The sequence below is a fragment of the Rhizobium sp. 16-488-2b genome, assembly GCF_017741815.1.
In the GTDB taxonomy this organism is placed as follows: Bacteria; Pseudomonadota; Alphaproteobacteria; order Rhizobiales; family Rhizobiaceae; genus Rhizobium.
In genome coordinates this window covers 132,561-159,287 of the sequence record NZ_JAGHMF010000036.1, presented here as the reverse complement: position 1 = coordinate 159,287, position 26,727 = coordinate 132,561, and the positions used below count along the sequence as shown (strand labels likewise).

The following is a 26,727-nucleotide window of genomic DNA, read 5'->3' as shown; positions in this document are numbered from 1 at the left end:
TACTGAGAGGAACAGTTATGGACACGGCCCCTTATCGTCTGGAGAGCTCCTGGCAGCCGGACGGCGGCCCGAATGGTCGCTTCACCTTTACTCTTTTCAACCTGTCGGATGCGCCGCTTGCGGATTTCAAGATCGTTTATACGTCGCTGACACGGGTGATCGACAAGAAGGCTTGCGAGAACGCGACCTTCCTGCGCCGCAACGCCAATTTTCACGAGTTCGCGCCACTAACGGGCCTTTCCATCGCGCCGGGTGAAGGCTGGACCTTTACCGTCAGCGGTCTGCATCGCCCGGCCAAGCACTGCACCGATGGCGCCAAGTCGGCCTATGTGACGCTTGCCGATGGCAGTCACGTCGCGGTCGCTGTTTCCGATCTCCTGCTCGAGGGCCGCGTCAGCGAGCCGCCGCCGGTGCTGTTGCCGGAGGGAAAGCTCGACCTGCCCTTCGCCCTGCAGCCTTGGCCGGCCGAAATCGACGCCAAGCCGGGCGATGGCTTTCCAGTGGTGCTCTATCCTGCGGCCGGTGCCTCGTCGGACGATCTGCGCGCCATGTCGACGGTCACCTCGCTGGTGCGTCGCCTGTTCGAAAGCGCGCATGCGCCGTTCAATCTGCAGCCGTCGCCGCAGGGCCGCGCGCTGCGTTTCATCGCCGATGCCGCGATTTCGGCCGAGGGCTACAAGCTCACCTTCTCGGCCGATGAAATCAGGCTCGCCTATGCCGATGCCGCCGGTCGCCAGTATGGCCTGACGTCGCTGGCGCAGCTGCTCGAGGGCGCGCGCAGCCGCCCCGGCACCTTCCGTTTCCCGATCTCCGGCACCATTTCCGACAAGCCACGCTACGGCTGGCGCGGCTGCCATCTCGATGTCTCGCGTCAGTTCTACCCGGCGGCCGATATCAAGCGGCTGGTCGACATTCAGGCCTGGCTGAAGCTCAATATCTTCCATTGGCACCTGACCGACGACGAAGCCTGGCGGCTGGAGATCAAGGGCTATCCGGAGCTCACGACCACTGGCGTGCTGCGCGGACCGGACGCACCGCTTCTGCCGCAGCTCGGCAATGGCGCGGAGCCGGTCGGCGGTTTCTATTCGCAAGACGATGTCCGCGAGATCGTCGCGCATGCACTGACGCTGAGCGTCGAGGTCGTTCCCGAGATCGACATCCCCGGCCACAGCACGGCGACGCTCGTGGCGCTGCCGGAGCTGACCGATGGCCAGGAAGCACCAGACAGCTATCATTCTGTCCAGGGCTATCCGAACAATGCGCTGAACCCGGCCATTCCGCTGACCTACACCTTCCTCGAGAAGGTGCTCGATGAAATGGTCGAGCTCTTCCCGTCGAAGTATCTGCATATCGGTGGCGACGAGGTGGCGAACGGTTCCTGGCTGGCGTCGCCGCTCGCCAAGAAGCTGATGGAGCAGGAAGGCATCGAGGGCACCTTCGCGCTGCAGTCCTACTTCCTGAAGCGCATCAAGGACATGTTGACGGCGCGTGGGCGCAAGCTCGCCGGCTGGAACGAGGTCGCCCACGGCGGCGGCGTCGCGGCCAAGGATACGCTGCTGATGGCCTGGGAAAACCCGCAGGTCGGCATCGAGCTCGCCAGGGAAGGCTACGAGGTGGTCATGACCCCCGGCCAGGCCTATTATCTCGACATGGTGCAGGCCGAGGCCTTCCAGGAGCCCGGCGCCAGCTGGGCGGGCACGGTACCGCCGGCCCACACCTATGGCTATGAGGCCGAAGGGGACTTCCCTGAAGAGCTGAAGGACAGGATGAAGGGCGTGCAGGCCTGCATCTGGTCGGAGCACTTCCTGTCGCGCGGCTATTTCAATCGTCTCGTCTTCCCGCGCCTGCCGGCTATCGCCGAGGCTGCGTGGACACCGAAGGCGAAGAAGAACTGGGATCGGTTCTCGGCCATCGTGCCGCTGAGCCCGAAACTTTAAGGAGCTGACGATGCGGATCGCTGTTGGCGGAATTCACACGGAGTGCAGTACCTATTCGCCGGTGCTGATGGCCGTCGAGGATTTTCGCGTGCTCAAGGGTGCGGACCTTCTGGGGGCCGAGTATTTCAACTTTCTGAAGGCCGATGGCATCGAGCATCTGCCGCTGCTGCATGCCCGCGCCGTGCCTGGAGGCCCGGTCTCCCGCATTGCCTACGAGACCTTCAAAACCGAGTTCCTCGCCCTCCTGAAGGCGGCCTTGCCGCTCGACGGGCTCTATCTCGCCATGCATGGCGCGATGAATGTCGAGGGTATGGACGACGCCGAGGGCGATTGGATCTCGGCCGCTCGCGCGGTTGTCGGGCCCGATGTCGTCGTTGCGGCGAGCTACGACCTGCATGGCAATGTCAGCCAGAAGATCATCGATCAACTCGACATCTTCGCCGGCTACAGGACCGCGCCGCATATCGATGTGCGTGAAACCATGGTGCGGGCGTGGTCGATGCTGGTCGATGCCCTGAAGAGCGGCACACGCCCCGGCGTTGTCTGGGCTCCGGTGCCGGTTCTCTGGCCCGGCGAGCGCACATCGACGGAAGATCAGCCCGCGAAGGCGCTCTATGAGGCACTGCCGGTCTTCGACCAGCGCGCCGGCGTTCTCGATGCCAACCTGATGGTCGGCTATGTCTGGGCCGACGAGCCGCGCGCGACCGCCTGTGCGGTCATCACCGCGACCAGCAAAGGTGCGGCGGCCAAGGCTGCTGAAGAGATCGCGCTCTCTTATTGGAACGCACGCGAGGAATTCCGCTTCGGTCCTGTCACCGGGCCGCTGTCGGAGATGCTCGACATCGCCGAGAAGGCCGAGACGTCGCCCGTCATCCTCGCCGATTCCGCCGACAACCCGACGGGCGGCGGCGTCGGCGATCGCGCCGACGTACTGAACGCGCTGATCGCGCGTGGCTTTGACGGCGCGCTGATTGCTGGGATTACCGATCGTCCCGCCGTCGAGGCCTGCTTTGCTGTCGGCAAGGGCGCTACGCTGGCGCTGACCATCGGTGGCAGCCTCGATGGATCGAGCACGCCGGCCAAGGTGGAGGCGGAGGTCGTGCTGCTGTCCGACACCGGCGTGCCCGCCGAACGTCAGGCGGTCGTGCGCATTGGCGGGATCACCGTCGTGCTCGCCGCGCGCCGCCGGCCGTATCACAACATCGCCGATTTCACCCTGCTCGGGCTTGATCCGAAGGCCGTCCGCCTCCTGGTCGTCAAATCCGGCTACCTCTCGCCGGAACTCGCGCCGATCGCCAATCCGAACCTGATGGCGCTGACACAGGGCGTGGTGAACCAGGATATCGAGGGGCTTACCAGCAACCGCCGCGCGCGGCCTGCATTCCCCTTCGATCGCGATTTCAGTTACATCCCGCAAGCGCGCTTCTCTGCGCGCTGGACCGACTGATAGAAAATAACTGACAGCCTGGCGGTTTAGGTTTTATGCCAAACCCGCCAGGCTGCGCTCGCCCAGGACGGGCGTCCGCCGCCACCGCCACGAATTCGAACATGACCCGCTTCCTTCCCGCCGTCTTCCGCGACCCGACCATCCGGGTGAGCATGCTTGCCCTCTTTATGTTCGGTGTCGCAAGCGCCGCCACCTCTCCCTATCAATCCGTCGTCGGCATCCGCGAACTGGGCTTGAGCAACGGGCTCTACTCCGCGCTGATTTTTTCCGCCGCTGCCGTCAACGTTACCGTCAGCATCCTGCTCGGCAATCTGGCGGACCGGCTTGGCGAATATCGCACCATGATGCTGGCGACCGCGCTTTTCGGCGTGCTCGGCTATGGTGCGATCTACATTCTGCCGCATCAGGCGACCTTCGTGGTCAGCGCACTGCTGCTCCTGCCGGTCTATGGCTCGCTGAATTCGCTGCTCTTCGGCAATGTCCGCCGAAGGACAACCGGCATGTCGCGCGATGACGTCGCCAGGGTCAATTCCGGTGTCCGCGCGATGATGTCGCTCTCCTGGGTTCTGGTGCCCGGCCTGACCGGCGTGTTGCTCGCCCGGTCGCCAAGCATGCTGCCGGCCTATCTGTTTGCCGGCATCGCCTGCGCCGCCTGTTTTGGCCTCATCGCCATCTTCCTGCCGCGCCAGACGGGGACCGACAAGGCCGCAAGCCGCCATCTCTCTTATCTCGCGGCGCTCGGCGAGGTCGTTTCGCCGCCGGTGCTTGTCCGGGTCATCGCCATCGCGCTCATCAGCTCTACGCTGCATATAAACGGCGCCATCCTGCCGCTGATCGTCACCGGCGCCGCGCATGGGACGGTCGCCGATCTCGGCATCCTCATCGGCATCGTCGCCTTCCTGGAAGTCGTCTTCATCATCGTCTGGGGGCGGGCGCAAAGGATCGTGAGCCATGTGACGGCGCTCGCGATCGGCGCGAGCATCTATATCGTCTATCTCACGCTGCTCGGCTTCGCGTCCGCACCCTGGCATGTCTACGCGCTCACCTTGATCAGCGGCATTGGCGCGGCTGCGCTGATCAGCATCCCGATCACCTATCTGCAGGACCTGATCGCCGAGCGTCCGGGATTGGGCAGCGCGCTCATCTCCGTCAACATCTTCATCAGCGCCGGCCTCAGCGCATTGCTCTTTGCCATCGGCACCGCAGTCAGCAGCTACTCCGGCACGGCCTTCATCGGCGCGCTTGCCGGCGTGATCGGGCTGGCGATGCTCTTGTATTTCGATCGGCTGGGGCGTCGCTGAGCCCCGCTGGTAGCGCAATGTTGAACTGACGAGCGGAAACGGTCGTGTAGTATTGCCGCCGAAACGGATGGATGGAGGATCAATCATGAATCGGCTGACCGCGAAGGACTTCCCCCAGGAACTGCTTGAACTCTACGATTATTACGCGCACGGCAGGATCACCAAGCGTGAATTCCTCGACCGGGCGAGCAAGTTCGCCGTCGGCGGTCTGACCGCCGTTGCAATTCTATCCTCGATGAGCCCGAACTATGCGCTGGCGACGCAGGTGGAGTTCACCGACCCCGATATCATCGCCGAATACATCACCTATCCCTCGCCTGAGGGAAATGGGGAGGTGCGCGGCTACCTCGTTCGCCCGGCGAAGGCCGAGGGGAAGGTGCCGGGCGTGGTTGTCGTTCATGAGAACCGGGGGCTCAACCCTTATATCGAAGACGTCGCGCGGCGCGTTGCCAAGGCCGGCTTCATCGCGCTGGCGCCCGATGGCCTGACGTCCGTCGGCGGCTATCCCGGGAATGACGAGAAGGGCCGCGAGTTGCAGCAGAAGGTCGATCCGCAGAAGCTGATGAACGACTTCTTCGCCGCGATCGAATTTCTGATGAAGAGCGACCTCACTACGGGCAAGGTCGGTATTACCGGCTTCTGCTACGGCGGCGGTGTTGCCAATGCCGCGGCCGTCGCCTATCCGGAACTTGGCGCCGCCGTGCCGTTTTACGGGCGTCAGCCAACTGCCGACAGGGTCGCGCGCATCAAGGCGCCGCTGCTTCTGCACTACGCCGAACTCGACAAGGGCATCACTGACGGCTGGCCGGCCTATGAGGCGGCGCTCAAGGCGGACAAGAAGGTCTATGAAGCCTACGTCTATCCGGGCGTGAACCACGGCTTTCACAACGACTCGACGCCGCGCTACGACGAAGCTGCCGCCAAGCTTGCGTGGGAGCGGACTGTGGCCTGGTTCAAGAAATACCTGCTCTAGGTGCTGCCGGCGAGGCCTCCAACCGCACATGCTGGCCGTTGGGAGCCTTGAACCGCGGATCAGTAGCCGACCAACAGGTTCTGTCCGAAATCGGGCTGAACGCCGAGCATTGGCGCGACCCGCTTGACGATATCGGCCACCATCGGCGCTGCATTGTTGGTTGCGAAGGTCATGCCGCGGTCGCCTTTCTTCGGCTCGTCGCAGAACGAAAGCACGACGTATTTCGGCGCCTGGATTGGGAATGCCGCCAGATAGGCGTTGAAGCTCAGAACGTGTGAATATCGACCGTTGATCACCTTGTTCGCCGTTCCCGTCTTTCCGCCGACATGGAAGCCAGGCACGTCGGCGCTGCGTCCGGAGCCTTCCTCGCCGTTGAGCTTGAACAGCGCACGGATCGTATCGCTGGTGCTTGGCTTGACCACGACCTCGGCATCCATATTGGCCTGCTCGGCCGTTCGCGGCAGGAAAGTGGGCTCGATCAGTGTTCCGCCGTCGACCAAGGCCGCGCCGGCGACCGCTGTTTGAAGCGGGGTCGTGGCGACGCCGTGACCGAAGGACACGGTGATGGAGTTAATCTTCTTCCAGACCCTCGGCTGGCTCGGCGTCTTCACTTCCGGCAACTCGGTATGCATTCTGGTGAGAAGACCGAAGCGCTGGAGATACTCGCGCTGCTTATCCATGCCGATGATATCGACCATGCGGGCAGTGCCGATATTCGAGGAATAGCGGAAAATCTCCGGCACCGTTAGCCAGCGGCGCGGCACATAGGCATCGTCGTGAATGGTGAAGCCGCCCATATGGATCGGTTGTGTGGCATCGAAGGTGTCGGTCAGCTTGACCATGCCAGTGTCCAGCGCCATCGCCATGGAGAAGGTCTTGAAGGTCGATCCCATCTCGAAGGTGCCGTTGGACATCCGGTTCAGCCAGCCATCGCTACCGCCTGCGTTAGGGTCATTCGGGTCGAAATCCGGCGCCGACGCCATGGCAAGCACTTCGCCGGTGTGAATGTCGAGAATGACCGCGCCGGCGGCCTTGCTGTCGTATCGACTGAGAGCGTCGACGACCACGTCGTGCACGACGTTCTGGGCGCGAAGGTCCACGGACAGCTTCACGGGCTCCAGGCTGCCGGCGACGGTCAGGCCGGTCGAGGCAAGCGCGGAGAGGCCTTGCTCGTCGAGATATTTCTCCATGCCGCTTACACCGTGATTGTCGATGTCGACATATCCGAGGATATGCGCGGCAGTGCGGCCGCCGGGGTAGAAGCGCTTTACTTCGGGGCGGAAGCCGATGGCAGGAATCCCGAGCTTCAGTACTTCGCTCTGCTGCTTCGGGCTCAGCTGGCGCTTCAGCCAGGCGAAGTGTGAACGACGGTTGGAAAGCTTCTGGTAGGTCGAACGCTTGTCGAGATCGGGAAATACGGTGGCGAGCTTCTCGACCGCGTCATCGACATCGACGATCTTGATCGGCTCGGCGAACATCGACACTGTGCGGATGTCGGTCGCGAGCAACTCGCCGTTGCGATCGACGATATCGGGGCGCGATGCGACCGACGAAGGCTTGGGCAGGATGGCGGAGGTGGAGGGGTCGCCGTGCAAACCATAATAGATGAGCTTGCCGCCGATGACGCCGTAGGCAAGCACAAGCACGGTGCCTAATATCGCCAGACGCGATCTTGGCGTGGGCGACTTGCGGCGTGGTTTGACCAAGCGCTTGCTGCTGTCGCGAGAGCCGAATTCCAGGCTGACGAGACGCCCGCTTCTGGATGCTAGTGTTTGGAGAATGGACATCGGATCCAGCTTGCTCGATAGCGCGCATACGTATTGTTAGTGCGCATCAGCTAGCGCCGAGATCGTTAATGGGGTGTTAACGAATTGCCTCGGCTTGGCTCATTTCACAAAGAAGTCATTCCAACGACGGTACCGTGCTACTGAAGGTGGCGAACGCCCATTTCGGCCCTCAACGGCAGCGTTTGCCGGCACGTGAAAGAAGCACGTAGCCGACAGGAACAGCCCTACATCAGCATCGATGCGCCGCGGTCGAGATACGTATCGAGGAACTGCTCGAGACGTGGATTGCGCGGTTTCTTGAACACTTCTTGCGGCGGACCGGAAAACTGCACCTTGCCATGGTCGAGGAAGGTGATCTGCTGGCCGACGGTGGCCGCAAAGCCGATCTCGTGGGAGACGACCACCATGGTCATCCCCTCGGCGGCCAGATCGCGCATGACGTTCAACACTTCGCCGGTCAGTTCGGGATCGAGCGACGAGGTCGGCTCGTCGAAGAGCATGATCTTCGGCTTCAGCGCCAACGCCCGGGCGATCGCTACGCGCTGCTGTTGTCCGCCGGACAGCTGTGATGGATAGTGCCCGGCCCGGCTTTCGAGGCCGACCTTGACGAGTTGCGCCATCGCCAGTTCCTCGGCTTCCTTCCTGTTCATCTTCTGCACCAGCTTCAGCGCCTCGCTGACATTGCCGAGTGCGGTCATATGGGGCCACAGGTTGAACTGCTGGAATACCATGCCGATCTGCGCGCGGATCGCGCGGTTCGCGGCGGCGGGAACGCGCTCCCGCACGCCACGCACATTTTCCGTGAATCCGAGCGTTTCGCCGTTGATGGCGATCGTTCCCGATGTTGCCTCCTCGAGAAAGGCCATGCAGCGCAACAGCGTGCTCTTGCCGGAGCCCGACGGGCCGATCAGGCAAGACACCTGTCCCTGCGGGATCTCGAGGTCGATGCCGTGAAGAACGGTGGTGTCGCCGAATGTCTTGACGAGACTTTTGACTGCGATCGCGGGTAGGCTCATGCGTTGAAAAACCTGAATCGTGTGAGTTTCGTTTCGACGAGATGGCCAAGCCTGCCGGTGATCTCGACAAGGACCCAATAAAACAGTGCCAGCACCGATAGCGCTTCAACGAACGCATATTGCTGTGCGCCAATGGCGCTGAGCGTGGCCGTCAGCTCGGGCACGGTGATGATCGAAAGAACCGCCGTCTCCTTCATCAGGAGAACCGCCATGTTGAGCGACGGCGGCAGCACCAGCATCGTCATTTCGGGTAGAAGGATGCGTCGAATGATCTGCCCCTGCGTCATGCCCACGCATTCGCCGGCCTCGATATGGCCCTTCGGAACGGCGAGAAAACCGGAGCGGAAGATCTCGCTGTAATAGGCCGCGCCGTATATCGAGATGCCGATCAGGCCTGCGGGGATCGGATCGAGCGAGAGGCCGATGAAGGGGCCGCCGTAATAGACAAGGAAGATCTGGATGAGGAACGGCGTGCCGCGCAGCACGGCGACAGCAAGGCCGAGCACCTTGTCGAGCAGCATGCCGCCGAAGCGCCGGCCGACGGCGACGAAGAAGCCGAGGACGGCGGCGGCGATGGTACCGACAATCCAGGTCATAAGCGTGACGCCGGCGCCGCTCACAATGGCCGGCATCTGGTCGAGAATGACGTTGATATCGAATGTCATCTTGGAACTCCCGGTAGGGAGCGCTCGATCACGCCGCCCGCAAGCGCCACGATCCAGTTGATGACGAGATAGATGAGGCCGGCGGCCGCAAAGATCTGCAGCGGCAGAAACGTGCTGCCGGCGAGGTCCTGCGCCATGCGGGTCAGTTCGATGATGCCGACGACCGAGACGAGAGACGATGCCTTGAGAATGAGGATCGCTTCGTTGACGAGGGCTGGGAATGTCAGGCGCAGCGCGATTGGCGCCTTGATGCGGCGGAAGATCTGGCCCGGTGTCATGCCCACCATCTCGGCCGATTCAATCAGGCCGACGGGCACGCTGGCGAAACCGCCGCGAAGGTTTTCGGCCTGGTAGGCGGCGGTGCAGAGCGACATGCCGGCGATCGCCGCGACGATGCTCGGAACGTTGAGCCCGATCGCGGGAAGCAGATTGTAGATCAACAGCAGCTGGACGAGCAGAGGCACGCCGCGGAAGAAGCTGATGAAAACTTGGGCAGGAAGAACGAAAAGCGTCTTCTTCGACAGAAGCATGCCCGATAGGCCGATGGCGATCGCGAAGCCGATCAGGATCGAAACGACGCTGATCGTCACCGTGTAGATCGACGCCTGCAGAAGCAATTCGAAGAGTTTTAGGGACATATGCGGCTTTAGCCTGTCTGGCGCTCACAAAACCTGATCGCGCTCCGGTATCGCCGGAGCGCGACCGATCACTGATTCATGAAATCAGAACGCCGGGTCCTTGACCGCGTCAGGGGTATCGAAAGTGGCGCCGAACCACTTCTTCTGCAGCTCCGCCATGCGGCCGTCAGCCTTGATCTTCAGGAGCGCGCCGTCGATCGCGTCCATAAGCGGCGCATGATCGGCATCCTTCAGGCCGATGAAGCCGAAGTAGGACTTCTTGCCGAAAGGCGGCTGCACGACTTCGAAGGTTCCCTCGCGCTGCTTGGCGACGAAAGCGATGTTCGGCAGCGAGTTTGCAACGCCGGCGATACGGCCGGCTGCGAGGTCGGCGTAGGATTCGGTGAAGGCAGGATATTCGCGGATATCGGCCTTGGTCGCCAGCGTATCGGAGAACTCCTTCAGCTGATCGAGCTGCGAAGTTGCCTTGCCGACGCCGATCTTCTTGCCGGAAATGTCTTCTGGCTTGCTGATCGAGCTGTCGCCGGCCTTCTTCAGGATCGCGATCGTCGCTTCGGCGATCGGCGGCGTGAAGCGGTAGCGTTCCATACGCTTCTTGGTGATGGTTGCCGGGCCGGCAACCACGTCGAACTTGCCGGCTTCGAGCGCCGGGAAGACGCCGTCCCAGGGAAGGGCGACCCACTCGATCTTGACGCCGAGTTCCTTGCCGATTTCGGCGAAGAGATCAACGTTGAGGCCCGCGTGCTCGCCGGCATCGATAAAGTCGAACGGCGCGAAGGCGGTCTCGGTGCCGACCTTCAGCGTGCCGGCTGCCTTGACGGCGGCAAGCGTGTCAGCGGCGTGCGCGGAAAGCGTCGCGCCGAACAGGAATGCGGCGCCGACCAGGCCCTTGAGCAATGAGTTTGCGATCATGATCTTCAATCTCTCCAGTGTCTGCTCCCCTGTTGGAGGAGCACGAGTTCCCGAACTTTTTAGTCCCTTAAGCGAACTTCTCTGGTCCGCTTTTGACTATACAAATAGATATAGGCTGGCCTAGTGTGTCAATGTCAAACTCCAGGAAAGCAATTTTTGTGCCGGGCAGGTGCGTCAGCTTTGAAGCAACCCCGGATCGGCGTTAGCGATTTCCGTCTCGCGCCGGAGAAAAGGTGACGTATTGGACCCGATTCATCAAAGAATTTTCAAGGACATCGAGACGAGGATCCTGAGCGGCGAATGGCGGCCAGGAGATCGCATCCCCATCGAGCACGATCTCGTGGAGCAATATCAGTGCTCGCGGATGACTGTCAGCAAGGCGCTCTCCATCCTCGTAGAGCGTGGGTTGATCGTGCGCCGGCGCAAGGCTGGCTCGTTCGTGGCCTCGCCGCAGATAGATCGCACGGTGATGGATATCCAGGACATTAGCACCGAGGCGGCGCTTGCGGGCTACGAGCACCGGCACGAGATCCTGTCGCGCAAGATCGAAAGGCTACATACGGCCGAGGCCGCGCAGCTACAGGCGCCCGAGGGGTCGGAGGTTCTGAGGCTTCAATGCCTGCACATCGTCGATGGGAAACCGATCGCGATAGAGCGCCGGCTGATCCTGCTCGACACGGTGCCGCTTGCAAGAGAGGAGAGCTTTGCTGGCGCCCCGCCGGCGAAGTGGCTGCTGTCGCAGGTGCCGTGGTCGAAGGCGAGGCATGTCATCCGGGCGGTCTCGGCCGACGCCTCGACAGCGCGGGTGCTCCTGATGGAGCGCGGCGAGCCCTGTCTCAATCTCATTCGCCAGACGTGGCAGAACGAGCGTATGGTGACCCATGTCGAGATCATGCATCCCGGCGATCGATTCCAGTTCGCGAGCGTCTTCCAGCCGGCTGAAAAGCGCTCGCGGCGCCAACCCTGACGAGGCCCGACTTGACCGACGAGCAACAGTTGAGGGCGCTCCCGCTGAAGGCGCTGCAGGCTTTCGAGGCGGCCGGGCGTTGCGGCAGCGTCACGGCGGCAGCGATCGAGCTCAATGTGTCGCCGGGCGCCATCAGCCAGCAGATCAGGAAGATTGAGAGCTTTCTCGGCGTCACGCTTCTGGAGCGCAGTGGGCGAACCGCGGAGCTGACGGTCTGGGGCCGGCTTTATCACCGCGAGATCACCAAGGGCTTCGAGCAGTTCGCGATCGCGCAGCAGGTGCTGGAGCGTGCGCGCAACGAGAATGCACTGGTCCTGAGCGCCCTGTCCTCGGTGGTGAACAAGTGGATCGGCCGGCGCATCTTCGACTGGCAAGCGTTGCATCCCGCTGCCCACATCCGCGTCATCGGCCGCGACCGGGAGCCGCGCATGGGCTTCGACGAGGTCGATTTCCGCGTCAGCTATGGCTCAGACGTGCTGCAGCACGATCATTATGCCGAGCTCTTCCGCGACTGGGTCGTTCCCGCCTGCTCGCCGGCTTTGATCGCGGCAGGCAAACCGACGGCGGCGGAGTTGTTGCGCTATCCGCTGCTCCATGTCGAATGGGAGCGGCATTTCACGCCCTATCCGCGCTGGTCGGAATTCGCCGCAAAGGTCGGCGTCGATCTCAAGGAGACGGCGCCGGGATTGTCCTTCACGCTGTCGAGCAGCGCCATCGATGCCGCGGTCAACAAGCGCGGCGTGGTGCTCGCGCAGATGTCGATGATATCAGACGAACTCGAGGCGCAGACGCTGGTCATTCCCGTCGATATCAGGATCCCTTTGCGCGAGAGCTATTTTCTGGCCTGGGATCGATCGGCCCTACAGAAAGCCTACGGGCCGGAGTTCCGCGATTGGGTGGTTGCGATCTCACGGCAGCAGGGGCAAGTCTCGGCACAGCCCACTCTTTAGAAAAACTAAAACGGAAGATAGCTGCGCGATATTGATGAAAAAAGTCGCGTGGCGTTAGCTTGCGCAATTGATAGCTGTCAACTTTGGGGAGACGACGATGGCGCGCAGCGACAAGATGAAACTGGGCACGTTTGTCTACACGTTCGGCTTTCATCCGGCCGCGTGGCTGCATCCTGATAGCAACGTCAACGGCGCCAACGACTTCAGCCATCTTCTCGACGTCGCCAAGCGATCGGAAGCGGCAAAGCTCGATTTCATGTTCCTGGCGGATTCCCCGGCCGCCGCCGTTGGCGATCCAAACGCCCTCTCGCGCATTCCGACCAAGATGAACCGCTTCGAGCCGTTGTCGCTGCTATCGGCGCTGGCGGTTTCGACGGAGAAGCTCGGGCTGGTGGCCACGGTATCGACCAGCTACTATGAGCCGTTCAACGTCGCGCGCCTGTTCGCCTCGATCGATCACCTCAGCGGCGGTCGTGCCTGCTGGAATGTCGTGACTTCGGACCACGACGAGACCGGCTATAACTTTAACCGCGAAGGTCTCGATCCGCATGCGCTGCGCTACGAGCGTGGCAACGAATTCGTGGATGTCGTGTTCGGCCTGTGGGACAGCTTCGAGGAAGGCGCGCTGTTGCTCGATCGCGAAAGCGGCGTCTATTACGACAAGACCAAGCACCACACGCTCAATCACAAAGGCAAGCATTTCCAGGTGCGCGGTCCGCTCAATATCGCCCGCTCCCCGCAGGGCCGGCCTGTGATTGCACAGGCGGGTGGTTCCGAACCGGGCATGGACATGGCGGCGCGCACAGCCGAGATCGTCTTCAGCTTGGCGTCCAACATCGACCGCAACCGCGCCTTCTACCAGAACGTCAAGGCGCGGATGCCGGCCTATGGCCGCAACCCCGATGATCTGAAGATCATGCCCGGCGTCGTCCTGAATGTCGGCGAGACGGAAGCCGAGGCGAAAGCGAAGGTCGATTATCTGATCGACAAGATGCACCCGGATGTTGGTCGCTTGATGCTGTCGGAATTCCTGGAGGCTGATTTGACCGGCGTACCGCTCGACAAGCCGTTCCCCATGGACCGGCTGCCTGAAGCACCAAAGGGCTCGCGCGCCCTGTTCGACGAGCTCGTCGATTTCGTCAAGAGCGGCCGCACGGTCGGTGAACTGGTACGGCATTATGCCGAAAAGCACACCGGAAACGGCATCACCGGCACGCCGAAGCAGATAGCCGATTTCATGGAAGAGTGGTTCGAGACCCGCGCGGCGGATGGCTTCATCCTGATGTTCCCGACGCTGCCGGCGAGCCTCGACGACTTCGTCAAGCTCGTGCTTCCGGAATTGCGTCGCCGCGGCCTGTTCCGCGAGGAGTACGAGGGCGCGACGCTGCGCGAAAATCTCGGCCTCTCTATGCCCGCCAATCGTTTCGCGAAGAGCTGAGAGAGAGGAGTGGGCGATGCTGGACAAACCTGTCGTCGATCAAGCCGCGTTCAAGCTCTCGATGCGGCACCTAGCCGGCGCCGTCAGCGTGATCACGGTCGGAGAAGGAGACGAGCGGACGGGCTTTACCGCGACATCGGTGTCCTCGCTCTCCGCCGACGTGCCCTCGGTGATCGTCAGCGTCAACCGGTCGTCGTCCTCGTGGCCCACTGTCGATAAATATCGCCGCTTCTGCGTCAATGTTCTCGCCGCCGACCAACAGCACGGCGCGCAATCTTTCGCCGGCTTCGATGGTCGTCGTGGCGCCGAGCGGTATGAGGGCGCGCAATGGTATGAGCTTGCAACTAGCACGCCGGCACTCGCCAATGCGCTCACGGTGCTCGACTGCGAGCTGGACACGGTTCTCAACCACCATTCGCACGCCATCCTGATCGGCCGCGTGCGCGCGATCGAGACGCGCGAGGACGTGGAGCCGCTGCTCTATTGGCGCGGCGGCTACCGCAGACTGTCCATAGAGACGTCTGCGGTGACCTGAACCCATTTGGGCAGAGCGCCCAGGCGATCAGCCGATCGACATGAGGCTCGCATTGCCGCCGGCGGCGGCGGTGTTGATGGAGGTGGATACCTCTTCCAGCAACCAGTTGAGGCAATAGGCTTCTGGATTGCGCTCCAGCTCCGCCGTCGAGGCAGCCTGCGTCAGGAGCAGCGGGCCGGACATGGCGGCGATCTCCTGCTGCATTGAGGCGATGCGCGCGCTGTCGCCTTCGATGAGAGCGCCCGAGAGGATCTCGCTCGTGCTCCTGCCGTTGCCAAAGTGGATACGCTGGGAAACGCTGACGGGAAGATCCTTCAGGCTGCTGCGAAGGCTGTCGCTGCATTCGACGAATGCCTTGTTGCCGGTTGCCAGAACCGACGAGATCTGGCGATGCAGGCCGACTTCCGAGACTGGTGCGCAGAAGATGGTGCCGCGTGCGTGCAGCGCGTAGATGTTGCGTTCGCCGACGGGGCCAGTGAGCTCGCTTTCCAGACCAAGCGCGGATTGGCTGCCGAGGTTGCGGGCCATCTCGGCCTCGTCATGCAGTTCTCGCTCGTCGAGCCACTTGGCGAAATCCGAAAGCGCCGGATCGCTATAGACCGAGCTGTGCTGCGGCGGGATCGGCGGCGTCTTCACCAGGCGGCCGAGATAGAGCGGTCCGCCGGCCTTGGGGCCGGTGCCGGATAGCCCGCGCCCGCCGAAAGGCTGAACGCCGACCACGGCGCCGATGACGTTGCGGTTGACGTAGACGTTGCCCACCTCGATGCGCGAGGTCACGCGGGCGATCGTCTCGTCGAGGCGCGTGTGCAGGCCGAAGGTCAGGCCATAGCCAGTGGCGTTGATCTCATCGACCAGGCGGTCCAGATCCTGCCTGCGCCAGCGGATGACATGCAGCACCGGGCCGAACACTTCGCGCTTCAGTTCGGCGATGTTGTTGAGTTCCACGATCGTCGGAGCGACGAATGTGCCATGCTGTGTCTCCGTGGGCAGCTCGATGCGCTCGACCTGGCGGCCAAGCGCCTGCATCGACTTCACGTGGGTCTCGATGATCTCCTTCGCGTCGGCCGTGATGACGGGGCCGATATCGGCGGAGAGGCGATTGGTGTTGGCGATCGTCAGTTCGCGCAGTGCGCCCTTCAGCATCGTCAGCGTGCGGTCGGCGACATCGTCCTGCAGGCAGAGAATACGCAGCGCCGAGCAGCGCTGGCCCGCGCTGTCGAAGGCGGATGCGATGACATCGCCCACGACCTGTTCTGCAAGCGCCGAGGAATCGACGATCATCGCATTCTGGCCGCCGGTTTCGGCGATGAGCGGGATCGGCTTGCCGTCGGCGGAGAGCCGCTTGGCGAGTTCGGCCTGGATCAGCCGGGCAACCTCGGTCGAGCCGGTGAACATCACGGCCGCCGTCTCCGGCGCCGCGACAAGGGCCGCACCAACGCTACCTTCGCCCGGAACGAGCTGCATGACATCCTTCGGAATGCCCGCCTCATGCAGGATCCTGACTGCCTCGGCGGCAATCAGCGGCGTTTCCTCGGCGGGCTTTGCCAGAACCGGGTTGCCGGCGACGAGTGCGGCCGCGACCTGACCGCTGAAGATCGCCAGCGGGAAGTTCCACGGGCTGATGCAGACGACAGGGCCCAGAGGCGCGTGTGACGGCCCCAGCGTGCGGCGCGCCTGTTCGGCGTAGTAGCGCAGGAAGTCGATCGCCTCGCGCACTTCGGCAATGGCGTTCTGCACCGACTTGCCGGCTTCGCGAATGATGAGGCCGAGCAGCGTTTCCATGCGGGTCTGCATGATGTCGGCGGCGGTGTCGAGCAATGCGGCACGATCGGCGGGCGAGACGCCGGCCCAGGACGCTGCTGCCGCTTGCGCCGCCTGCATTGCGGCCGCGACGTCGGATGGCGTTGCCTCACGAACCTGGCCTACGGCGTCTCGGTGGTCGGCGGGGTTGAGCACGTCGCGGGCGCCGTTGATGTCGGTCGCCTGGCTGGGCAGGGCGCGCCAGCCCTTCGTGGCGCTTTCGCCCAGCAGATGCGACAGGTGGTTGAGCACCGTTTCGCTGGAGAGATCGAGGCCGGCGGAGTTGACGCGGCTTCCGTAGAGCTCGCCGGGGAGCGAGATCTTGTCGTGCTTCTGGCCGATGATCGGCATCTTCGAGACGATCTCGGCCGGGTCGGCGATCAGTTCGTCGATGGAGACGTTTGGATCCGCGATCCGGTTGACGAAGGAGGAGTTGGCGCCGTTCTCCAGCAGGCGGCGCACGAGATAGGCAAGCAGCGTTTCGTGCGTGCCGACGGGGGCGTAGATGCGGCAGGGGCGGTTCAGGTTCTGTCGGCCGACCACCTCGTCGTAAAGCGGCTCGCCCATGCCATGGAGGCACTGGAACTCGTACTTGCCGACATAATAGTCCGAGCCCGCCATCTGGTAGATGGTCGCCAGCGTCTGGGCGTTGTGGGTCGCGAACTGCGGGAAGACGGCATCGGTCGCCGCCAGAAGCTTCCTGGCGCAGGCGATATAGGAAACGTCGGTGTAGATCTTGCGGGTGAAAACGGGGAAGTCCGCGAGGCCATCGACCTGTGCGCGCTTGATCTCCGCATCCCAGTAAGCGCCCTTGACGAGGCGCACCATGATGCGGCGGCCGGCGCGGCGCGCCAGGTCGATGATGAAATCGAGCACGAAGGGGCAGCGCTTGCCGTATGCCTGGACGACGAAGCCCATGCCGTTCCAGCCCTCCAGATCGGGATCGAGGCAGAGCGCTTCCAGAAGGTCGAGCGACAGTTCGAGGCGGTCGGCCTCTTCAGCGTCGATGTTGAGGCCGATGTCGTAGGACTTGGCGATCAGCGCCAGCGCCTTCACCTTCGGCAGCAGTTCGTCCATGACGCGGGCGCTCTGCGCGCGGGCGTAGCGCGGATGCAGCGCCGAAAGCTTGATCGAGATACCCGGGCCTTCGTAGATGCCGCGCCGATCAGACGCCTTTCCGATCGCGTGGATCGCGGTCTCGTAATCCTTGTAATAGCGCTTCGCGTCTGCGCCCGTGGTCGCGGCTTCGCCCAGCATGTCGTAGGAATAGCGAAAGCCGCGCTGCTCCAGCGGCTTTGCGCGCTGCAGCGCTTCGTCGATGGTCTCGCCGGTGACGAACTGCTCGCCCATCATTCGCATCGCCATGTCGACACCGCGGCGGATCACCGGCTCGCCGCAGCGGGCGATCAGACGGGTCAGAGCAGCCGAAAGGCTGCGGTCGGCGACCGTCGACGTCAGCTTGCCGGTGACGACGAGACCCCAGGTCGCGGCGTTGACGAAGAGCGAGCGACCGCCGCCGAGATGTGCCTTCCAGTCGCCCTCGGAAATCTTGTCGCGGATAAGAGCGTCTCGCGTGGCCGTATCGGGAATGCGCAGCAGCGCCTCGGCCAGACACATCAGCGCGATGCCCTCCTGGCTGGAGAGCGAGTATTCGTGCACCAGCCCCTCGACGCCGGTTCCCTTGTGCTTGGCGCGCAGCGCTTCGATCAGCTTGCGGGCGGTATCGGCGGCGGCTTTCCTGACGTGATCGGGGAGGGCGGCTGCTTCAACCAGGCGTGGCACGCAGATCGTCTCCGGCGTGCGGTAGGCAGCCGTGATGGCGCGGCGCAGATCGCTCTGTTCTCGGATCGGAGGGGCAAATCCGTCAAAGGGATTTGCAGAGCCGTTGGCCTGCTCTACTGTGACTTCGACTGCTGCCGCGTCGGTGGTGATTGCCATGCTGGGCTCCTGATCCGCTGATGTCGGAAAGCTAGCAGATTTCAAAAGGTCAATTTCACTTGATTTCGAGCGTTCTAGTCTTTAGTTCGCTAATCAATATTCATATTGAAGGAAATTATTGTGGCGGGCGCGGGAAATAACAGGGAAATCGACCAATTCGATCAACGCATACTCGACGCGCTCGTCGCCGATGGCCGTATGTCGGTGACGGACCTCGCCAAACGCGTGGGCCTGTCCAACACGCCCTGCCAGGTCAGGCTCAAGCGACTGATCGAGGACGGCTACATTCTCGGCTTTCGCGCCATCATCGACGTCAACAAGCTCGGCCGCAACCATGTGGCGTTTACCGAGGTGAAACTCTCCGACACCAGGGAGAACGCGCTGAACGCTTTCAACGTCGCGGTTCGCAAGCTGCAGGAAGTCGAGGAGTGCCACATGATCGCGGGCGCCTTCGACTATCTCTTAAAGATACGCACGTCCGATATCGCCAATTATCGCCTCGTGCTGGGCGAAAAGATTTCCAGCCTTCCCTTCGTCGCCAACACGTCGACCTTCGTTGCGATGGAAGCGATCAAGGAGAACGGCGCCTGATCGGCGGCCGATTGCCAGCTCCGGGCCGCTGTTATTTTGCGCGTGACAGCGGTCGGCTTCTCTGACAGAACAGACCCATTGAGAGACAGGGGCGTTTGCCGACGGCAGACTGAGAAGTACCCTTTGAACCTGAACCAGATAATGCTGGCGGAGGGAGTCGCTCGGACCCTCCGGCATTGCTATTTGGGTCCCCGCGTCTTGCCCCGCCCGAAAGGGGCATGATGAAAGACGACAGATCTCCCGGTTCGATGCTTGATGCCATACGCGCACAAAAGCCGCTCGTTCAGTGCATCACCAATTTCGTTGCGATGAACATCGCCGCAAACGTGCTGCTCGCGGCCGGCGCTTCGCCTGCCATGGTGCATGCCGAGGAAGAGGCCGGCGAGTTCGCGGCTATCTCCGGTGCGCTGACTGTTAACATCGGCACGCTCTCGCCGAGTTGGATGAACGGCATGCGCGCCGCCGCACGATCGGCGGGCGAAAACGCCAGGCCATGGGTCCTCGACCCAGTCGCCCATTATGCGACCGCCTTTCGCAGACAGGCCGTCGCGGGGCTGCTGGCGCTTCGCCCGACCATCATTCGCGGCAACGCGTCCGAGATCATCGCGCTCGCCGGCGGCGAAAGCCGGGGGCAGGGCGTCGACAGCCGTGACCCCGTGGGGCAGGCGGAGGCTGCCGCCTGCCATATCGCAAACACGCACCAAGCCGTGGTGGCGGTGACCGGCGAGGTCGATTTCGTCACCGACGGCGCGCGCGCCTGCCGCATCGAGGGCGGCTCCTCGCTGATGCCACAGGTGACGGCGCTCGGCTGCTCGCTGACATGCCTCGTCGGCACCTTCGCCGCCACAAGGCCCGATGCGCCGTTCGAAGCGACGATATCGGCACTCGCCATGTTCGCCGTCGCCGGCGAAGACGCGGCGCGCGGGGCGGAGGGGCCGGGGTCATTTTCCTGGCGGTTCCTCGACGCCCTCGCGGCGATGGACGGTGCCGCGATCAACAACAAGGCGCGGGTGCGGATGCTATGACGAAGATCGATCTCTCGCTCTATCTCGTCCTCGACCCCGAGCTCTGTGCTGGCATCGGCATGGTCGAAACAGCACGGCGCGCCGTTGCCGGTGGCGCCACCGTCGTGCAACTCCGCGACAAGCATGCCTCCACGGCGCGCATGATAGACACCGGCCTTGCCCTGAAGGAAGCGCTTGCCGGGACGGGCGCGCTGCTTGTCATCAACGATGATGTCGAGGCGGCAATCGCGATCGGCGCCGATGGGCTGCATGTCGGCCAGGACGATATGGTCGTGCGTGCCGCGCGCGGGCGGATCGGACGCGACATGATCCTCGGCCTGTCGGTGGAGACAGAGGCGCTGGCGGCTGCGGTCGATCCAGCGTTGGTCGACTATGCCGGTATCGGGCCGGTCTTCGCGACGCCGACCAAGTCGGACCACAAGCAGCCGATCGGGCTCGACGGCCTCGCACGTTTCGTCGCCGCCTGCCCGGTTCCCTCCGTTGCCATCGGCGGGCTGAAGCTGGCGCATGTCAGCGGTGTTTTTGCCGCCGGCGCCGATGGCATCGCTGTCGTCTCGGCAATTTGCGGCACGGCCGATCCTCGCGCTGCCGCCCGCGAGCTTTCAGAGGCTATTCAAGGGAGATCCCGATGATCCGCAACGTTCTCTCCATCGCCGGATCCGACCCATCGGGCGGCGCCGGCATCCAGGCGGACCTCAAGGCGTTTGCCGCGCGTGGCGTCTATGGCATGGCGGCGCTCACCGCGTTGACCGCGCAGAACACGCAGGGCGTATCCGGCGTTCACCTCGTCCCAGCAGGTTTCGTCGCCGATCAGATCAAGGCCGTGTTCGCGGATGTCCGCGTCGATGCCGTCAAGATCGGCATGATCGCCAATGCCGAAATCGCCGATGCGGTCGCCGACGTTCTCAAGCTTCATCCCGGCATCCCGATCGTGCTCGATCCCGTCATGGTGGCCAAGGGTGGGGCGAAGCTTCTCGATCCCGACGCCGTCGACGTGCTTCTGCGCCGGCTGCTGCCGCTTGCGACGCTGCTGACGCCCAACCTGCCTGAGGCAGCCGCGTTGCTGCGCACCGATGTGGCCGAGAGCCGCCGGGAAATGGGCGAGCAGGCGGAGGCGCTGCGCGCTTTGGGGCCTGCTGCCGTGCTCGTCAAAGGCGGCCATCTCGAGGGTGACCAGAGCCCCGATGTGCTGGCAACGGAAGACGGCCTCGTCTGGTTCGAGGCCGTCAGGATCCCGACCGCAAACACGCACGGCACTGGCTGCACGCTATCGAGCGCGTTGGCGGCCGAGCTCGCGAAGGGCGCGCCGCTGCCACAGGCGGTAGCCGCCGCAAAGATCTATCTCGCCGGCGCGGTGGCTGCGGCCGACACGCTCGACGTCGGCTCGGGACATGGCCCGGTCCAGCACTTTCACGAACTTTGGACGACAGAGGAAGGAGACGCGAAATGACATTGCCGATCAGTGAGCAGACGGTGATCGTAACCGGCGCCGCGCGCGGGCTCGGGGCGGCGATCGCAAGCGCTTTCGCCCGCGAGGGCGCGAAGGTGGCGATCAACTATCGCAACAGCCGCGAGCAGGCCGAGGCGCTGGCTAAGAGCCTCGGCGAAAGGGCACACGCGTTTCAGGCCGATATCCGCGACGGCGTGGCGGTGACCGAATTGGTAGCCGATGTTACCCGCAGGCTCGGATCGCCGACGACAGTCGTGCACAATGCGCTCGCCGATTTCAGCTTCAACGGCGACGCCCGCCCGAAACTCGGCGAGCTCAGCTGGGAGGAGATGACGGCGCAACTTGATACGGCGGTGAAGGGTGCTTTGAACCTCATCCAGGCAACGCGCCCGGCCATGGCTGCGGCCGGTTTCGGGCGGATCGTGACGATCGGGACCAATCTCTTCCAGAATCCCGTTGTGCCCTATCACGACTATACGGCGGCGAAGGGTGCGCTATTGTCGCTCACTCGCACGGCCGCCGCCGAACTCGGGCCTGATGGGATCACCGTGAACATGGTTTCAGGCGGATTGTTGCGGACCACCGATGCCAGCGCCGGGACGCCGGAGGCGGTGTTCGATCTCATCGCCGGTAGCACGCCTTTGCGCCGCGTGACGACGCCGGAGGAAGCGGCCGACGCCGTGCTGTTTTTTGCCAGCCCATGGGCGCGGGCGGTTACCGGCCAGAACCTGATCGTCGATGGCGGCCTCGTGTTTGGCTGAACGTCATCGTGATATCATCACGACTTGACCGCGCCTGCGGTCAAGCCGGCGATGATGTGCTTCTGCGCCAGGAAGAAGACGATGACGGTCGGCATGATTGTCAGCGTGATGAAGGCGAGCACCAGCTGCCAGGCGGTGCCGAATTCGCCGCGGTAGACCATGATGCCGAGCGGCCAGGGGTACATCTTCTCCGAGTTCAGCATAATCAGCGGCAGGATGTAGCTGTTCCAGCTGCCGACGAAGGAGATGATGCTGACTGTGGCGATGATTGGTCGCGAGAGCGGCAGGCAGATATGCCAGAAGAAGCGCATGTAGCCGCAGCCATCGACCACCGCCGCCTGGAACAATTCTTCCGGAAGGTTGCGAAAATAGTTCCGGAACAAGAGTATGCTCATGCCAAGCCCGAAGGCCACCTGCGGCAGCACCACGCCCCAGTATGTGTTGAGCAGCCCTAGATCGCGGATGCGGATGAACAGCGGCAGAATAGCAGTCGCGGCGGGGAACATCAGCCCGATCAGGAAATAGTTCAGCAGGAAATCGGCGCCGAAGAAGCGGACATGCGCGAAGGTGAAGGCCGCCATGGCCGATACCGATACGGTGAGGAAGACGGTGAGCGCCGCGATGAGCAGCGAGTTGACCATCTGCCGCCAGTAGCGATCGCCGAACAGGATATCGGTGTAATTTTCGGCATGCCATTCGACCGGCAGGCCGAACGGATTGGTGCGCAGGTCGCCCAGATCCTTGAAGCCGCCAAGCGCTGTGGTAACCAGCGGGATCAGGACGATGGCCGATATGATGACCAGCGACGTGTAGAGATAGGCTTTGGTGCCGGCATTGAGCCGATCGGATGAAACGACGTCAGTCATGGCGCATGAATATCCGTTTGTAGCTGAAGGCGAGCGTGACGCAGATCAGGAAAAGCACGACGCCGACGGCGCTTCCGAGCCCGACCTGCATGCGGGCAACGCCGAAATTGAACAGGAAGGTCACCATCGTCTGCGTGGCATTGAACGGACCGCCGCCCGTCAGAGGCATGATGAGGTCGAACAGCTGCAGCGAGCCGACGACAGCGAAGAAGACGGAGAGACGAACGGTCGATCCAAGTAGCGGCAGGGTGATATAGCGGAACCGCTGCCAGCCGCTGGCGCCATCGATCTCGGCAGCTTCCAGAACGCTCTTGTCCAGCGATTGCAGCCCGGCGATGAACAGCATCATGTGGAAACCGAAGTATTTCCAGACGATGACGCCGAGCACCGCGTACATCGCCAGATCCTTGTCGGCCAGCACATAGGGCGTCTCGACGCCAAGCAGGTGGGCGATCGAAGCGAAGAGCCCGTAGTCACCGTCATAGACGAAGCGCCAGATCAGGCCGGCCGCGACATCGGCGAGCACGTAGGGCAGGAAAAAGATCAGCCGGAAGACAACCACGCCGGCGATGCGGTGCGCCAGCATCATCGCCAGCCAGATGGCAAGCGGAATCTGGATCGCGATCGAGATCACCATGATCATCGCGTTGTTTTTCAGCGCGGTGAGGAAGGCGCCGTTCTTGAACAGGAGCTCGAAGTTGCGCATGCCGACATATTGCGTCGGCAGACCATAGCCGTCCCATTTGTAAAGGCTGTACCAGGCGGCCTCGCCCATCGGCAGGATCACGAAGATCGAGAACAGCAGAAGCGCCGGCGGCAGGAAGAGCAGCAGCACGGGCAGGCGGCCGGCAACGGCCGGATGTTTGCGCCGGGCGGACTGGGTGGCCGGTATGCGCGCGGGTCTGATTGCGGCGGCGGCGCTGACATTGGCCATGGGGACCTCACATTCCAGACATCAAATGGCGGCGCGAGAGTATGTCCCGCGCCGCAATGGTCTTGATCAGAACTGATCCTGCTCGAAGGCATCCTGGATCTGCTGTGCGCCATCGGCAGGCGTCATCTGTCCGGAGACGATGGCGACCGACACGTCGTTGACGACGCGGCCGACCGAGGGGCCGAGATCTTGGTCGAAGAAGTTCTGGTGCCATGTGGAATGCGCCAGCTGTTCGGCCGATTCATGCAGCAGCGGGTTGGTCACGCCATCCTCGGCGCCGACCGCTACCGGGATGATCATGCCGGCCTTGGCCATGGTCCGCTCGTTCTCGGCATTGGTGAGATAGGCGAGGAAGTCCAGCGTTTCCGGCGGCGCCTTCTTGGTGACGGCCCAACCGTTCAGGCCGCCCAGCGTGTCGGTAACGGCACCGGCGCCGCCTGTAACAGCCGGGAAGGCGAAGCGGCCGATATTGTCGGGGTTCAGACCCTTCTTGTCACCGGCATTGGTGCGCTGGTTGGCCTCGGTGTTCTGGAAGCCGAGGATCATCGCCGCCTTGCCGTCGCCAAAGACGCCGAGTGTCTGCGGCCATGTGGCCCCGAGGTAGCCGGGCTGGAATGGCTCAAGCTTGCCGAGTTCGGCGAGTTGTTCGCCAGCCTTGATCATCGCCGGGTCGTTGAAGCCTTCGCCTTGGCCATTCTTGGCGGCATCGAAAACCTTCTGGCCGCCGTTGCGCATAACCAGATAGCTCCAGTAGAAGTGGATCGGCCACTTCTCGCCGCCACCGCCGGCGATCGGCACGATGCCTGCGTCCTTGATCTTCTTGACCGCGGCCAGATAGTCGTCCCAGGTCTTGATCGTGGTCGCATCGACGCCGGCCTTGGCGAACAATTCCTTGTTGTAGAAGAAGGATACGGTGCCGACGGCATAGGGGACAGCGCCGATCTTGCCGTCATAGCTCAGGCCCTTGACGGAGGCCGGGTTGTAGGTCTTCACCCACGCGCCATCCTTGGCGTTCATCGCTTCGCTGAGATCGAGCAGGGCGCCTGTCGCCAGCTGTTGTTTCAAAACGCCGCCGCCCCAGCTGTAGAAAAGATCAGGCGCATCGCTGGACTGCAGAAGCGTCGGCAGCTTCGCCTTGAAGGCCTCGTTTTCGAGGAACTGCATCTCCACCTTCGTGCCCGGATGCTCGGCCTCGTAATTCTTGACGATCTGCTGCCAGACGCCGAGATAGGTCGGGTCGATTTCGAGATGCATCCACTTGATGGTCGTGTCGGCAGCGGCAGTGCCGGCGGCGATCAGAAGCGCCAGAGCGGTCGCGGTCGAGCGGACAAAGGCACGACTATTGAACAGGGCTTTCGCCCTTTGATGATTGAACATAAGGTCTCCTCCTCAAGGGAAAATCGTCCTCTACAATTTTGTCCCTTATGCGGATTAAATGATCGGCAGCTTTGCCGGAATGTCAACTCCCTAGGTTGATTTTGGCAGATTAGCCTTGACAGAGGGCTGAATCTCCACGTTATTTAATTCGTATTCCGACAAAAATAGCGACCTGCTTCGGCGGTCGCCAGAAGAGCCGTGCAAGAATAGATGAAGACCGCAGACCCGGAATTGATGCGCGCGATCAATCGCCTGAACGTGCTCGACACGGTTCGTCGCCATGGGCCGATCGCGCGTGTCGAGATCAGCGAGCGCACGCAGCTGTCGACCACCACGGTATCGGCCATCACCGCCTCGCTGCTGGATGATGGGCTGATCCTGCCGCGCCACGAAGGCGATATCCGCAACGAAGCGGCGCGCGGTCGCCCACGCGTCATGCTGGAGCTCAATCCGGATGCGGCGCGTGTCGTGGGCGCCAAGATCGCGGCCAGTCGCATGGTCTTCGTCGTCACCGATTTTCGCGGCGATGTGCTCTCGAATCTCACCCTGCCGATCCGGATCGATCGCCAGCCGATCGCGGTCATCGCTGATCTCGTCGAAGATGGCGTGCGGCGCTGCGTCGTCGATGCTGGCCTGTCGCTTGAAGATGTCGATACCGTCTGCCTCAGTCTGCCGGGTGTCATCGAGCATCGGACAGGCCACATCCGCAGCAGCCCGATCTTTCGGGACGTCAATGTCGATTTCGCCGCCGAGATGACCGCGCGGCTGAACACCTCGACGATCGTCGAAAGTGATGCACATGCCATCACGCTGGCGCATCACTGGTTCGGCAAGGCGCGTGATCTGGAAGACATGGTGCTGATATCGCTTGAGCAGACGCTCGGGCTTGGCGTGCTACACGGCAACCAGCTGTTTCGCGGCGCCGGCGGCCTCAGCCACAATCTTGGTGATCTCGTGCTTGGCATGGGCCCGCGCGGCATCGTGCGGTTGTCCAGCCAGGCTGGCGAAAGCGAAATTCTGGGTGAGCAGCCGGCGGGCGGGCGCTTTGCCGAGGCGATACGGCTCGGGCGCGGCATGGCGCATGCGCAGGCGCTGATTAAGGCTGAAGACAACGCGCTGATCAGCGCGGCGATCCGGGCGGGGGAGGCCGTCGGTGTTGCGGTTGCCAATATCGTGACCATCTTCGCGCCGCCGCGCGTGATCCTCGTGGGCTCCAGCCTAGCGCTTGGCGAACCGTTTCTGGAGAGCCTGCGCAATGCCTACGCGCTGGCCATTCCACCCTCGCTCAAGGGCGTCGCGGAACTCGTCTTCGACGATTCCAGCGACGACTTCTGGGCACAGGGGGCTGCGGCCGTCGCCCTCTACGAACTTTACGAGTCGCCGTGGAACACCACGGGCCCGGCGCTCTGACGCTTTCAG

At 62.9% G+C, this 26,727-nt stretch carries 23 protein-coding genes and 1 riboswitch; of the genes, 14 read left to right on the top strand and 9 right to left on the bottom strand.

Annotated features, from left to right (window positions below):
• Positions 1–17 precede the first annotated feature (17 nt).
• The 4 genes from J5286_RS27295 (at position 18) to yghX (ending at position 5,658) form a co-directional block, all read left to right on the top strand.
• Positions 18–1,937, top strand: a complete 1,920-nt coding sequence (locus J5286_RS27295) for a beta-N-acetylhexosaminidase (protein WP_209193131.1) — start codon at positions 18–20, stop codon at positions 1,935–1,937.
• A gap of 10 nt (positions 1,938–1,947) precedes the next feature.
• Positions 1,948–3,384: a M81 family metallopeptidase gene (locus tag J5286_RS27290; protein WP_209193130.1), complete on the top strand. Its 1,437-nt coding sequence runs from the start codon at positions 1,948–1,950 to the stop codon at positions 3,382–3,384.
• A 101-nt stretch (positions 3,385–3,485) separates the two neighbouring features.
• On the top strand, positions 3,486–4,685 hold the full coding sequence (locus J5286_RS27285) for an MFS transporter (protein WP_209193129.1): 1,200 nt from the start codon (positions 3,486–3,488) through the stop codon (positions 4,683–4,685).
• 85 nt (positions 4,686–4,770) lie between these two features.
• Complete coding sequence (gene yghX, locus J5286_RS27280; RefSeq protein WP_209193128.1) at positions 4,771–5,658, top strand: YghX family hydrolase; 888 nt, start codon at positions 4,771–4,773, stop codon at positions 5,656–5,658.
• Positions 5,659–5,717: 59 nt separating this feature from the next.
• Here yghX and J5286_RS27275 read toward each other — a convergent pair whose 3' ends face one another.
• From J5286_RS27275 to J5286_RS27255, 5 genes are all read right to left on the bottom strand, one after another.
• Positions 5,718–7,445, bottom strand: a complete 1,728-nt coding sequence (locus tag J5286_RS27275) for a peptidoglycan D,D-transpeptidase FtsI family protein (protein ID WP_209193127.1) — start codon at positions 7,443–7,445, stop codon at positions 5,718–5,720.
• A gap of 224 nt (positions 7,446–7,669) precedes the next feature.
• Positions 7,670–8,461 (bottom strand): amino acid ABC transporter ATP-binding protein, encoded by a 792-nt coding sequence (locus tag J5286_RS27270; RefSeq protein WP_209193126.1) that lies wholly within the window; start codon positions 8,459–8,461, stop codon positions 7,670–7,672.
• Positions 8,458–9,126 carry an amino acid ABC transporter permease gene (locus J5286_RS27265; protein ID WP_113238675.1) on the bottom strand — a complete coding sequence of 223 codons (669 nt, stop codon included), beginning with the start codon at positions 9,124–9,126 and terminating at the stop codon, positions 8,458–8,460. Before J5286_RS27265 ends, J5286_RS27270 begins: the two co-directional genes overlap by 4 nt.
• A complete protein-coding gene (locus J5286_RS27260) occupies positions 9,123–9,764 on the bottom strand; it encodes an amino acid ABC transporter permease (protein WP_209193125.1) in 642 nt (213 codons plus the stop codon). Before J5286_RS27260 ends, J5286_RS27265 begins: the two co-directional genes overlap by 4 nt.
• 84 nt (positions 9,765–9,848) lie before the next feature.
• Positions 9,849–10,676: a transporter substrate-binding domain-containing protein gene (locus tag J5286_RS27255; RefSeq protein WP_209193124.1), complete on the bottom strand. Its 828-nt coding sequence runs from the start codon at positions 10,674–10,676 to the stop codon at positions 9,849–9,851.
• 241 nt (positions 10,677–10,917) lie between these two features.
• On the opposite strand from J5286_RS27255, the gene hutC reads away from it, so the two are divergent.
• From hutC to J5286_RS27235, 4 genes are all read left to right on the top strand, one after another.
• The gene (gene hutC / locus J5286_RS27250; RefSeq protein WP_209193123.1) at positions 10,918–11,643 is read left to right on the top strand and encodes a histidine utilization transcriptional repressor HutC; all 726 of its coding nucleotides are present in this window, start codon (positions 10,918–10,920) and stop codon (positions 11,641–11,643) included.
• An 11-nt stretch (positions 11,644–11,654) separates the two neighbouring features.
• Positions 11,655–12,593 (top strand): LysR family transcriptional regulator, encoded by a 939-nt coding sequence (locus J5286_RS27245; protein ID WP_209193122.1) that lies wholly within the window; start codon positions 11,655–11,657, stop codon positions 12,591–12,593.
• A 97-nt stretch (positions 12,594–12,690) separates the two neighbouring features.
• Entirely contained in the window at positions 12,691–14,031 is a 1,341-nt protein-coding gene (locus J5286_RS27240) for an LLM class flavin-dependent oxidoreductase (RefSeq protein ID WP_209193121.1), read from the top strand.
• 16 nt (positions 14,032–14,047) lie between these two features.
• Positions 14,048–14,566 carry a flavin reductase family protein gene (locus J5286_RS27235; RefSeq protein ID WP_209193120.1) on the top strand — a complete coding sequence of 173 codons (519 nt, stop codon included), beginning with the start codon at positions 14,048–14,050 and terminating at the stop codon, positions 14,564–14,566.
• A 27-nt stretch (positions 14,567–14,593) separates the two neighbouring features.
• On the opposite strand, the gene putA is transcribed toward J5286_RS27235, so the two are convergent.
• Entirely contained in the window at positions 14,594–18,304 is a 3,711-nt protein-coding gene (gene putA / locus J5286_RS27230) for a trifunctional transcriptional regulator/proline dehydrogenase/L-glutamate gamma-semialdehyde dehydrogenase (RefSeq protein WP_245206593.1), read from the bottom strand.
• Between the two features lie 120 nt (positions 18,305–18,424).
• On the opposite strand from putA, the gene J5286_RS27225 reads away from it, so the two are divergent.
• The 5 genes from J5286_RS27225 to J5286_RS27205 all read left to right on the top strand — a co-directional run bounded on the left by J5286_RS27225 (position 18,425) and on the right by J5286_RS27205 (position 22,131).
• Positions 18,425–18,895: an Lrp/AsnC family transcriptional regulator gene (locus J5286_RS27225; protein WP_209193119.1), complete on the top strand. Its 471-nt coding sequence runs from the start codon at positions 18,425–18,427 to the stop codon at positions 18,893–18,895.
• Positions 18,896–18,972: 77 nt separating this feature from the next.
• Positions 18,973–19,068: riboswitch (TPP riboswitch) on the top strand.
• Between the two features lie 48 nt (positions 19,069–19,116).
• Positions 19,117–19,920: a hydroxyethylthiazole kinase gene (thiM, locus tag J5286_RS27220; protein WP_245206591.1), complete on the top strand. Its 804-nt coding sequence runs from the start codon at positions 19,117–19,119 to the stop codon at positions 19,918–19,920.
• Complete coding sequence (thiE, locus tag J5286_RS27215) at positions 19,917–20,552, top strand: thiamine phosphate synthase (protein WP_209193118.1); 636 nt, start codon at positions 19,917–19,919, stop codon at positions 20,550–20,552. Before thiM ends, thiE begins: the two co-directional genes overlap by 4 nt.
• A complete protein-coding gene (gene thiD / locus J5286_RS27210) occupies positions 20,549–21,370 on the top strand; it encodes a bifunctional hydroxymethylpyrimidine kinase/phosphomethylpyrimidine kinase (RefSeq protein ID WP_209193117.1) in 822 nt (273 codons plus the stop codon). The genes thiE and thiD overlap by 4 nt, the downstream gene beginning before the upstream one ends.
• Complete coding sequence (locus tag J5286_RS27205) at positions 21,367–22,131, top strand: 3-oxoacyl-ACP reductase (RefSeq protein ID WP_209193116.1); 765 nt, start codon at positions 21,367–21,369, stop codon at positions 22,129–22,131. The genes thiD and J5286_RS27205 overlap by 4 nt, the downstream gene beginning before the upstream one ends.
• A 17-nt stretch (positions 22,132–22,148) precedes the next feature.
• On the opposite strand, the gene J5286_RS27200 is transcribed toward J5286_RS27205, so the two are convergent.
• The 3 genes from J5286_RS27200 to J5286_RS27190 form a co-directional block, all read right to left on the bottom strand.
• A complete protein-coding gene (locus J5286_RS27200; protein ID WP_113177448.1) occupies positions 22,149–22,997 on the bottom strand; it encodes a carbohydrate ABC transporter permease in 849 nt (282 codons plus the stop codon).
• A complete protein-coding gene (locus J5286_RS27195; RefSeq protein WP_047504975.1) occupies positions 22,990–23,931 on the bottom strand; it encodes a carbohydrate ABC transporter permease in 942 nt (313 codons plus the stop codon). Before J5286_RS27195 ends, J5286_RS27200 begins: the two co-directional genes overlap by 8 nt.
• 66 nt (positions 23,932–23,997) lie before the next feature.
• The gene (locus tag J5286_RS27190) at positions 23,998–25,308 is read right to left on the bottom strand and encodes an extracellular solute-binding protein (RefSeq protein WP_209193115.1); all 1,311 of its coding nucleotides are present in this window, start codon (positions 25,306–25,308) and stop codon (positions 23,998–24,000) included.
• A gap of 210 nt (positions 25,309–25,518) precedes the next feature.
• Here J5286_RS27190 and J5286_RS27185 point away from each other — a divergent pair, with 210 nt between their 5' ends.
• Positions 25,519–26,718: an ROK family transcriptional regulator gene (locus tag J5286_RS27185; protein ID WP_047504979.1), complete on the top strand. Its 1,200-nt coding sequence runs from the start codon at positions 25,519–25,521 to the stop codon at positions 26,716–26,718.
• The last annotated feature ends 9 nt before the right edge of the window (positions 26,719–26,727 follow it).

What these genes read in the sequence shown, in the direction of transcription:
- putA (WP_245206593.1), bottom strand. Translation starts at nt 18,304, where the DNA reads ATGGCAATCACCACCGACGCGGCAGCAGTCGAAGTCACAGTAGAGCAG.
- J5286_RS27195 (WP_047504975.1), bottom strand. Translation starts at nt 23,931, where the DNA reads ATGGCCAATGTCAGCGCCGCCGCCGCAATCAGACCCGCGCGCATACCG.
- J5286_RS27265 (WP_113238675.1), bottom strand. Translation starts at nt 9,126, where the DNA reads ATGACATTCGATATCAACGTCATTCTCGACCAGATGCCGGCCATTGTG.
- J5286_RS27205 (WP_209193116.1), top strand. Translation starts at nt 21,367, where the DNA reads ATGACATTGCCGATCAGTGAGCAGACGGTGATCGTAACCGGCGCCGCG.
- J5286_RS27185 (WP_047504979.1), top strand. Translation starts at nt 25,519, where the DNA reads ATGAAGACCGCAGACCCGGAATTGATGCGCGCGATCAATCGCCTGAAC.
- thiD (WP_209193117.1), top strand. Translation starts at nt 20,549, where the DNA reads ATGATCCGCAACGTTCTCTCCATCGCCGGATCCGACCCATCGGGCGGC.
- J5286_RS27235 (WP_209193120.1), top strand. Translation starts at nt 14,048, where the DNA reads ATGCTGGACAAACCTGTCGTCGATCAAGCCGCGTTCAAGCTCTCGATG.
- J5286_RS27275 (WP_209193127.1), bottom strand. Translation starts at nt 7,445, where the DNA reads ATGTCCATTCTCCAAACACTAGCATCCAGAAGCGGGCGTCTCGTCAGC.
- J5286_RS27270 (WP_209193126.1), bottom strand. Translation starts at nt 8,461, where the DNA reads ATGAGCCTACCCGCGATCGCAGTCAAAAGTCTCGTCAAGACATTCGGC.
- thiM (WP_245206591.1), top strand. Translation starts at nt 19,117, where the DNA reads ATGAAAGACGACAGATCTCCCGGTTCGATGCTTGATGCCATACGCGCA.
- J5286_RS27190 (WP_209193115.1), bottom strand. Translation starts at nt 25,308, where the DNA reads ATGTTCAATCATCAAAGGGCGAAAGCCCTGTTCAATAGTCGTGCCTTT.
- J5286_RS27240 (WP_209193121.1), top strand. Translation starts at nt 12,691, where the DNA reads ATGGCGCGCAGCGACAAGATGAAACTGGGCACGTTTGTCTACACGTTC.
- J5286_RS27295 (WP_209193131.1), top strand. Translation starts at nt 18, where the DNA reads ATGGACACGGCCCCTTATCGTCTGGAGAGCTCCTGGCAGCCGGACGGC.
- J5286_RS27200 (WP_113177448.1), bottom strand. Translation starts at nt 22,997, where the DNA reads ATGACTGACGTCGTTTCATCCGATCGGCTCAATGCCGGCACCAAAGCC.
- J5286_RS27285 (WP_209193129.1), top strand. Translation starts at nt 3,486, where the DNA reads ATGACCCGCTTCCTTCCCGCCGTCTTCCGCGACCCGACCATCCGGGTG.
- J5286_RS27260 (WP_209193125.1), bottom strand. Translation starts at nt 9,764, where the DNA reads ATGTCCCTAAAACTCTTCGAATTGCTTCTGCAGGCGTCGATCTACACG.
- J5286_RS27255 (WP_209193124.1), bottom strand. Translation starts at nt 10,676, where the DNA reads ATGATCGCAAACTCATTGCTCAAGGGCCTGGTCGGCGCCGCATTCCTG.
- thiE (WP_209193118.1), top strand. Translation starts at nt 19,917, where the DNA reads ATGACGAAGATCGATCTCTCGCTCTATCTCGTCCTCGACCCCGAGCTC.
- J5286_RS27290 (WP_209193130.1), top strand. Translation starts at nt 1,948, where the DNA reads ATGCGGATCGCTGTTGGCGGAATTCACACGGAGTGCAGTACCTATTCG.
- yghX (WP_209193128.1), top strand. Translation starts at nt 4,771, where the DNA reads ATGAATCGGCTGACCGCGAAGGACTTCCCCCAGGAACTGCTTGAACTC.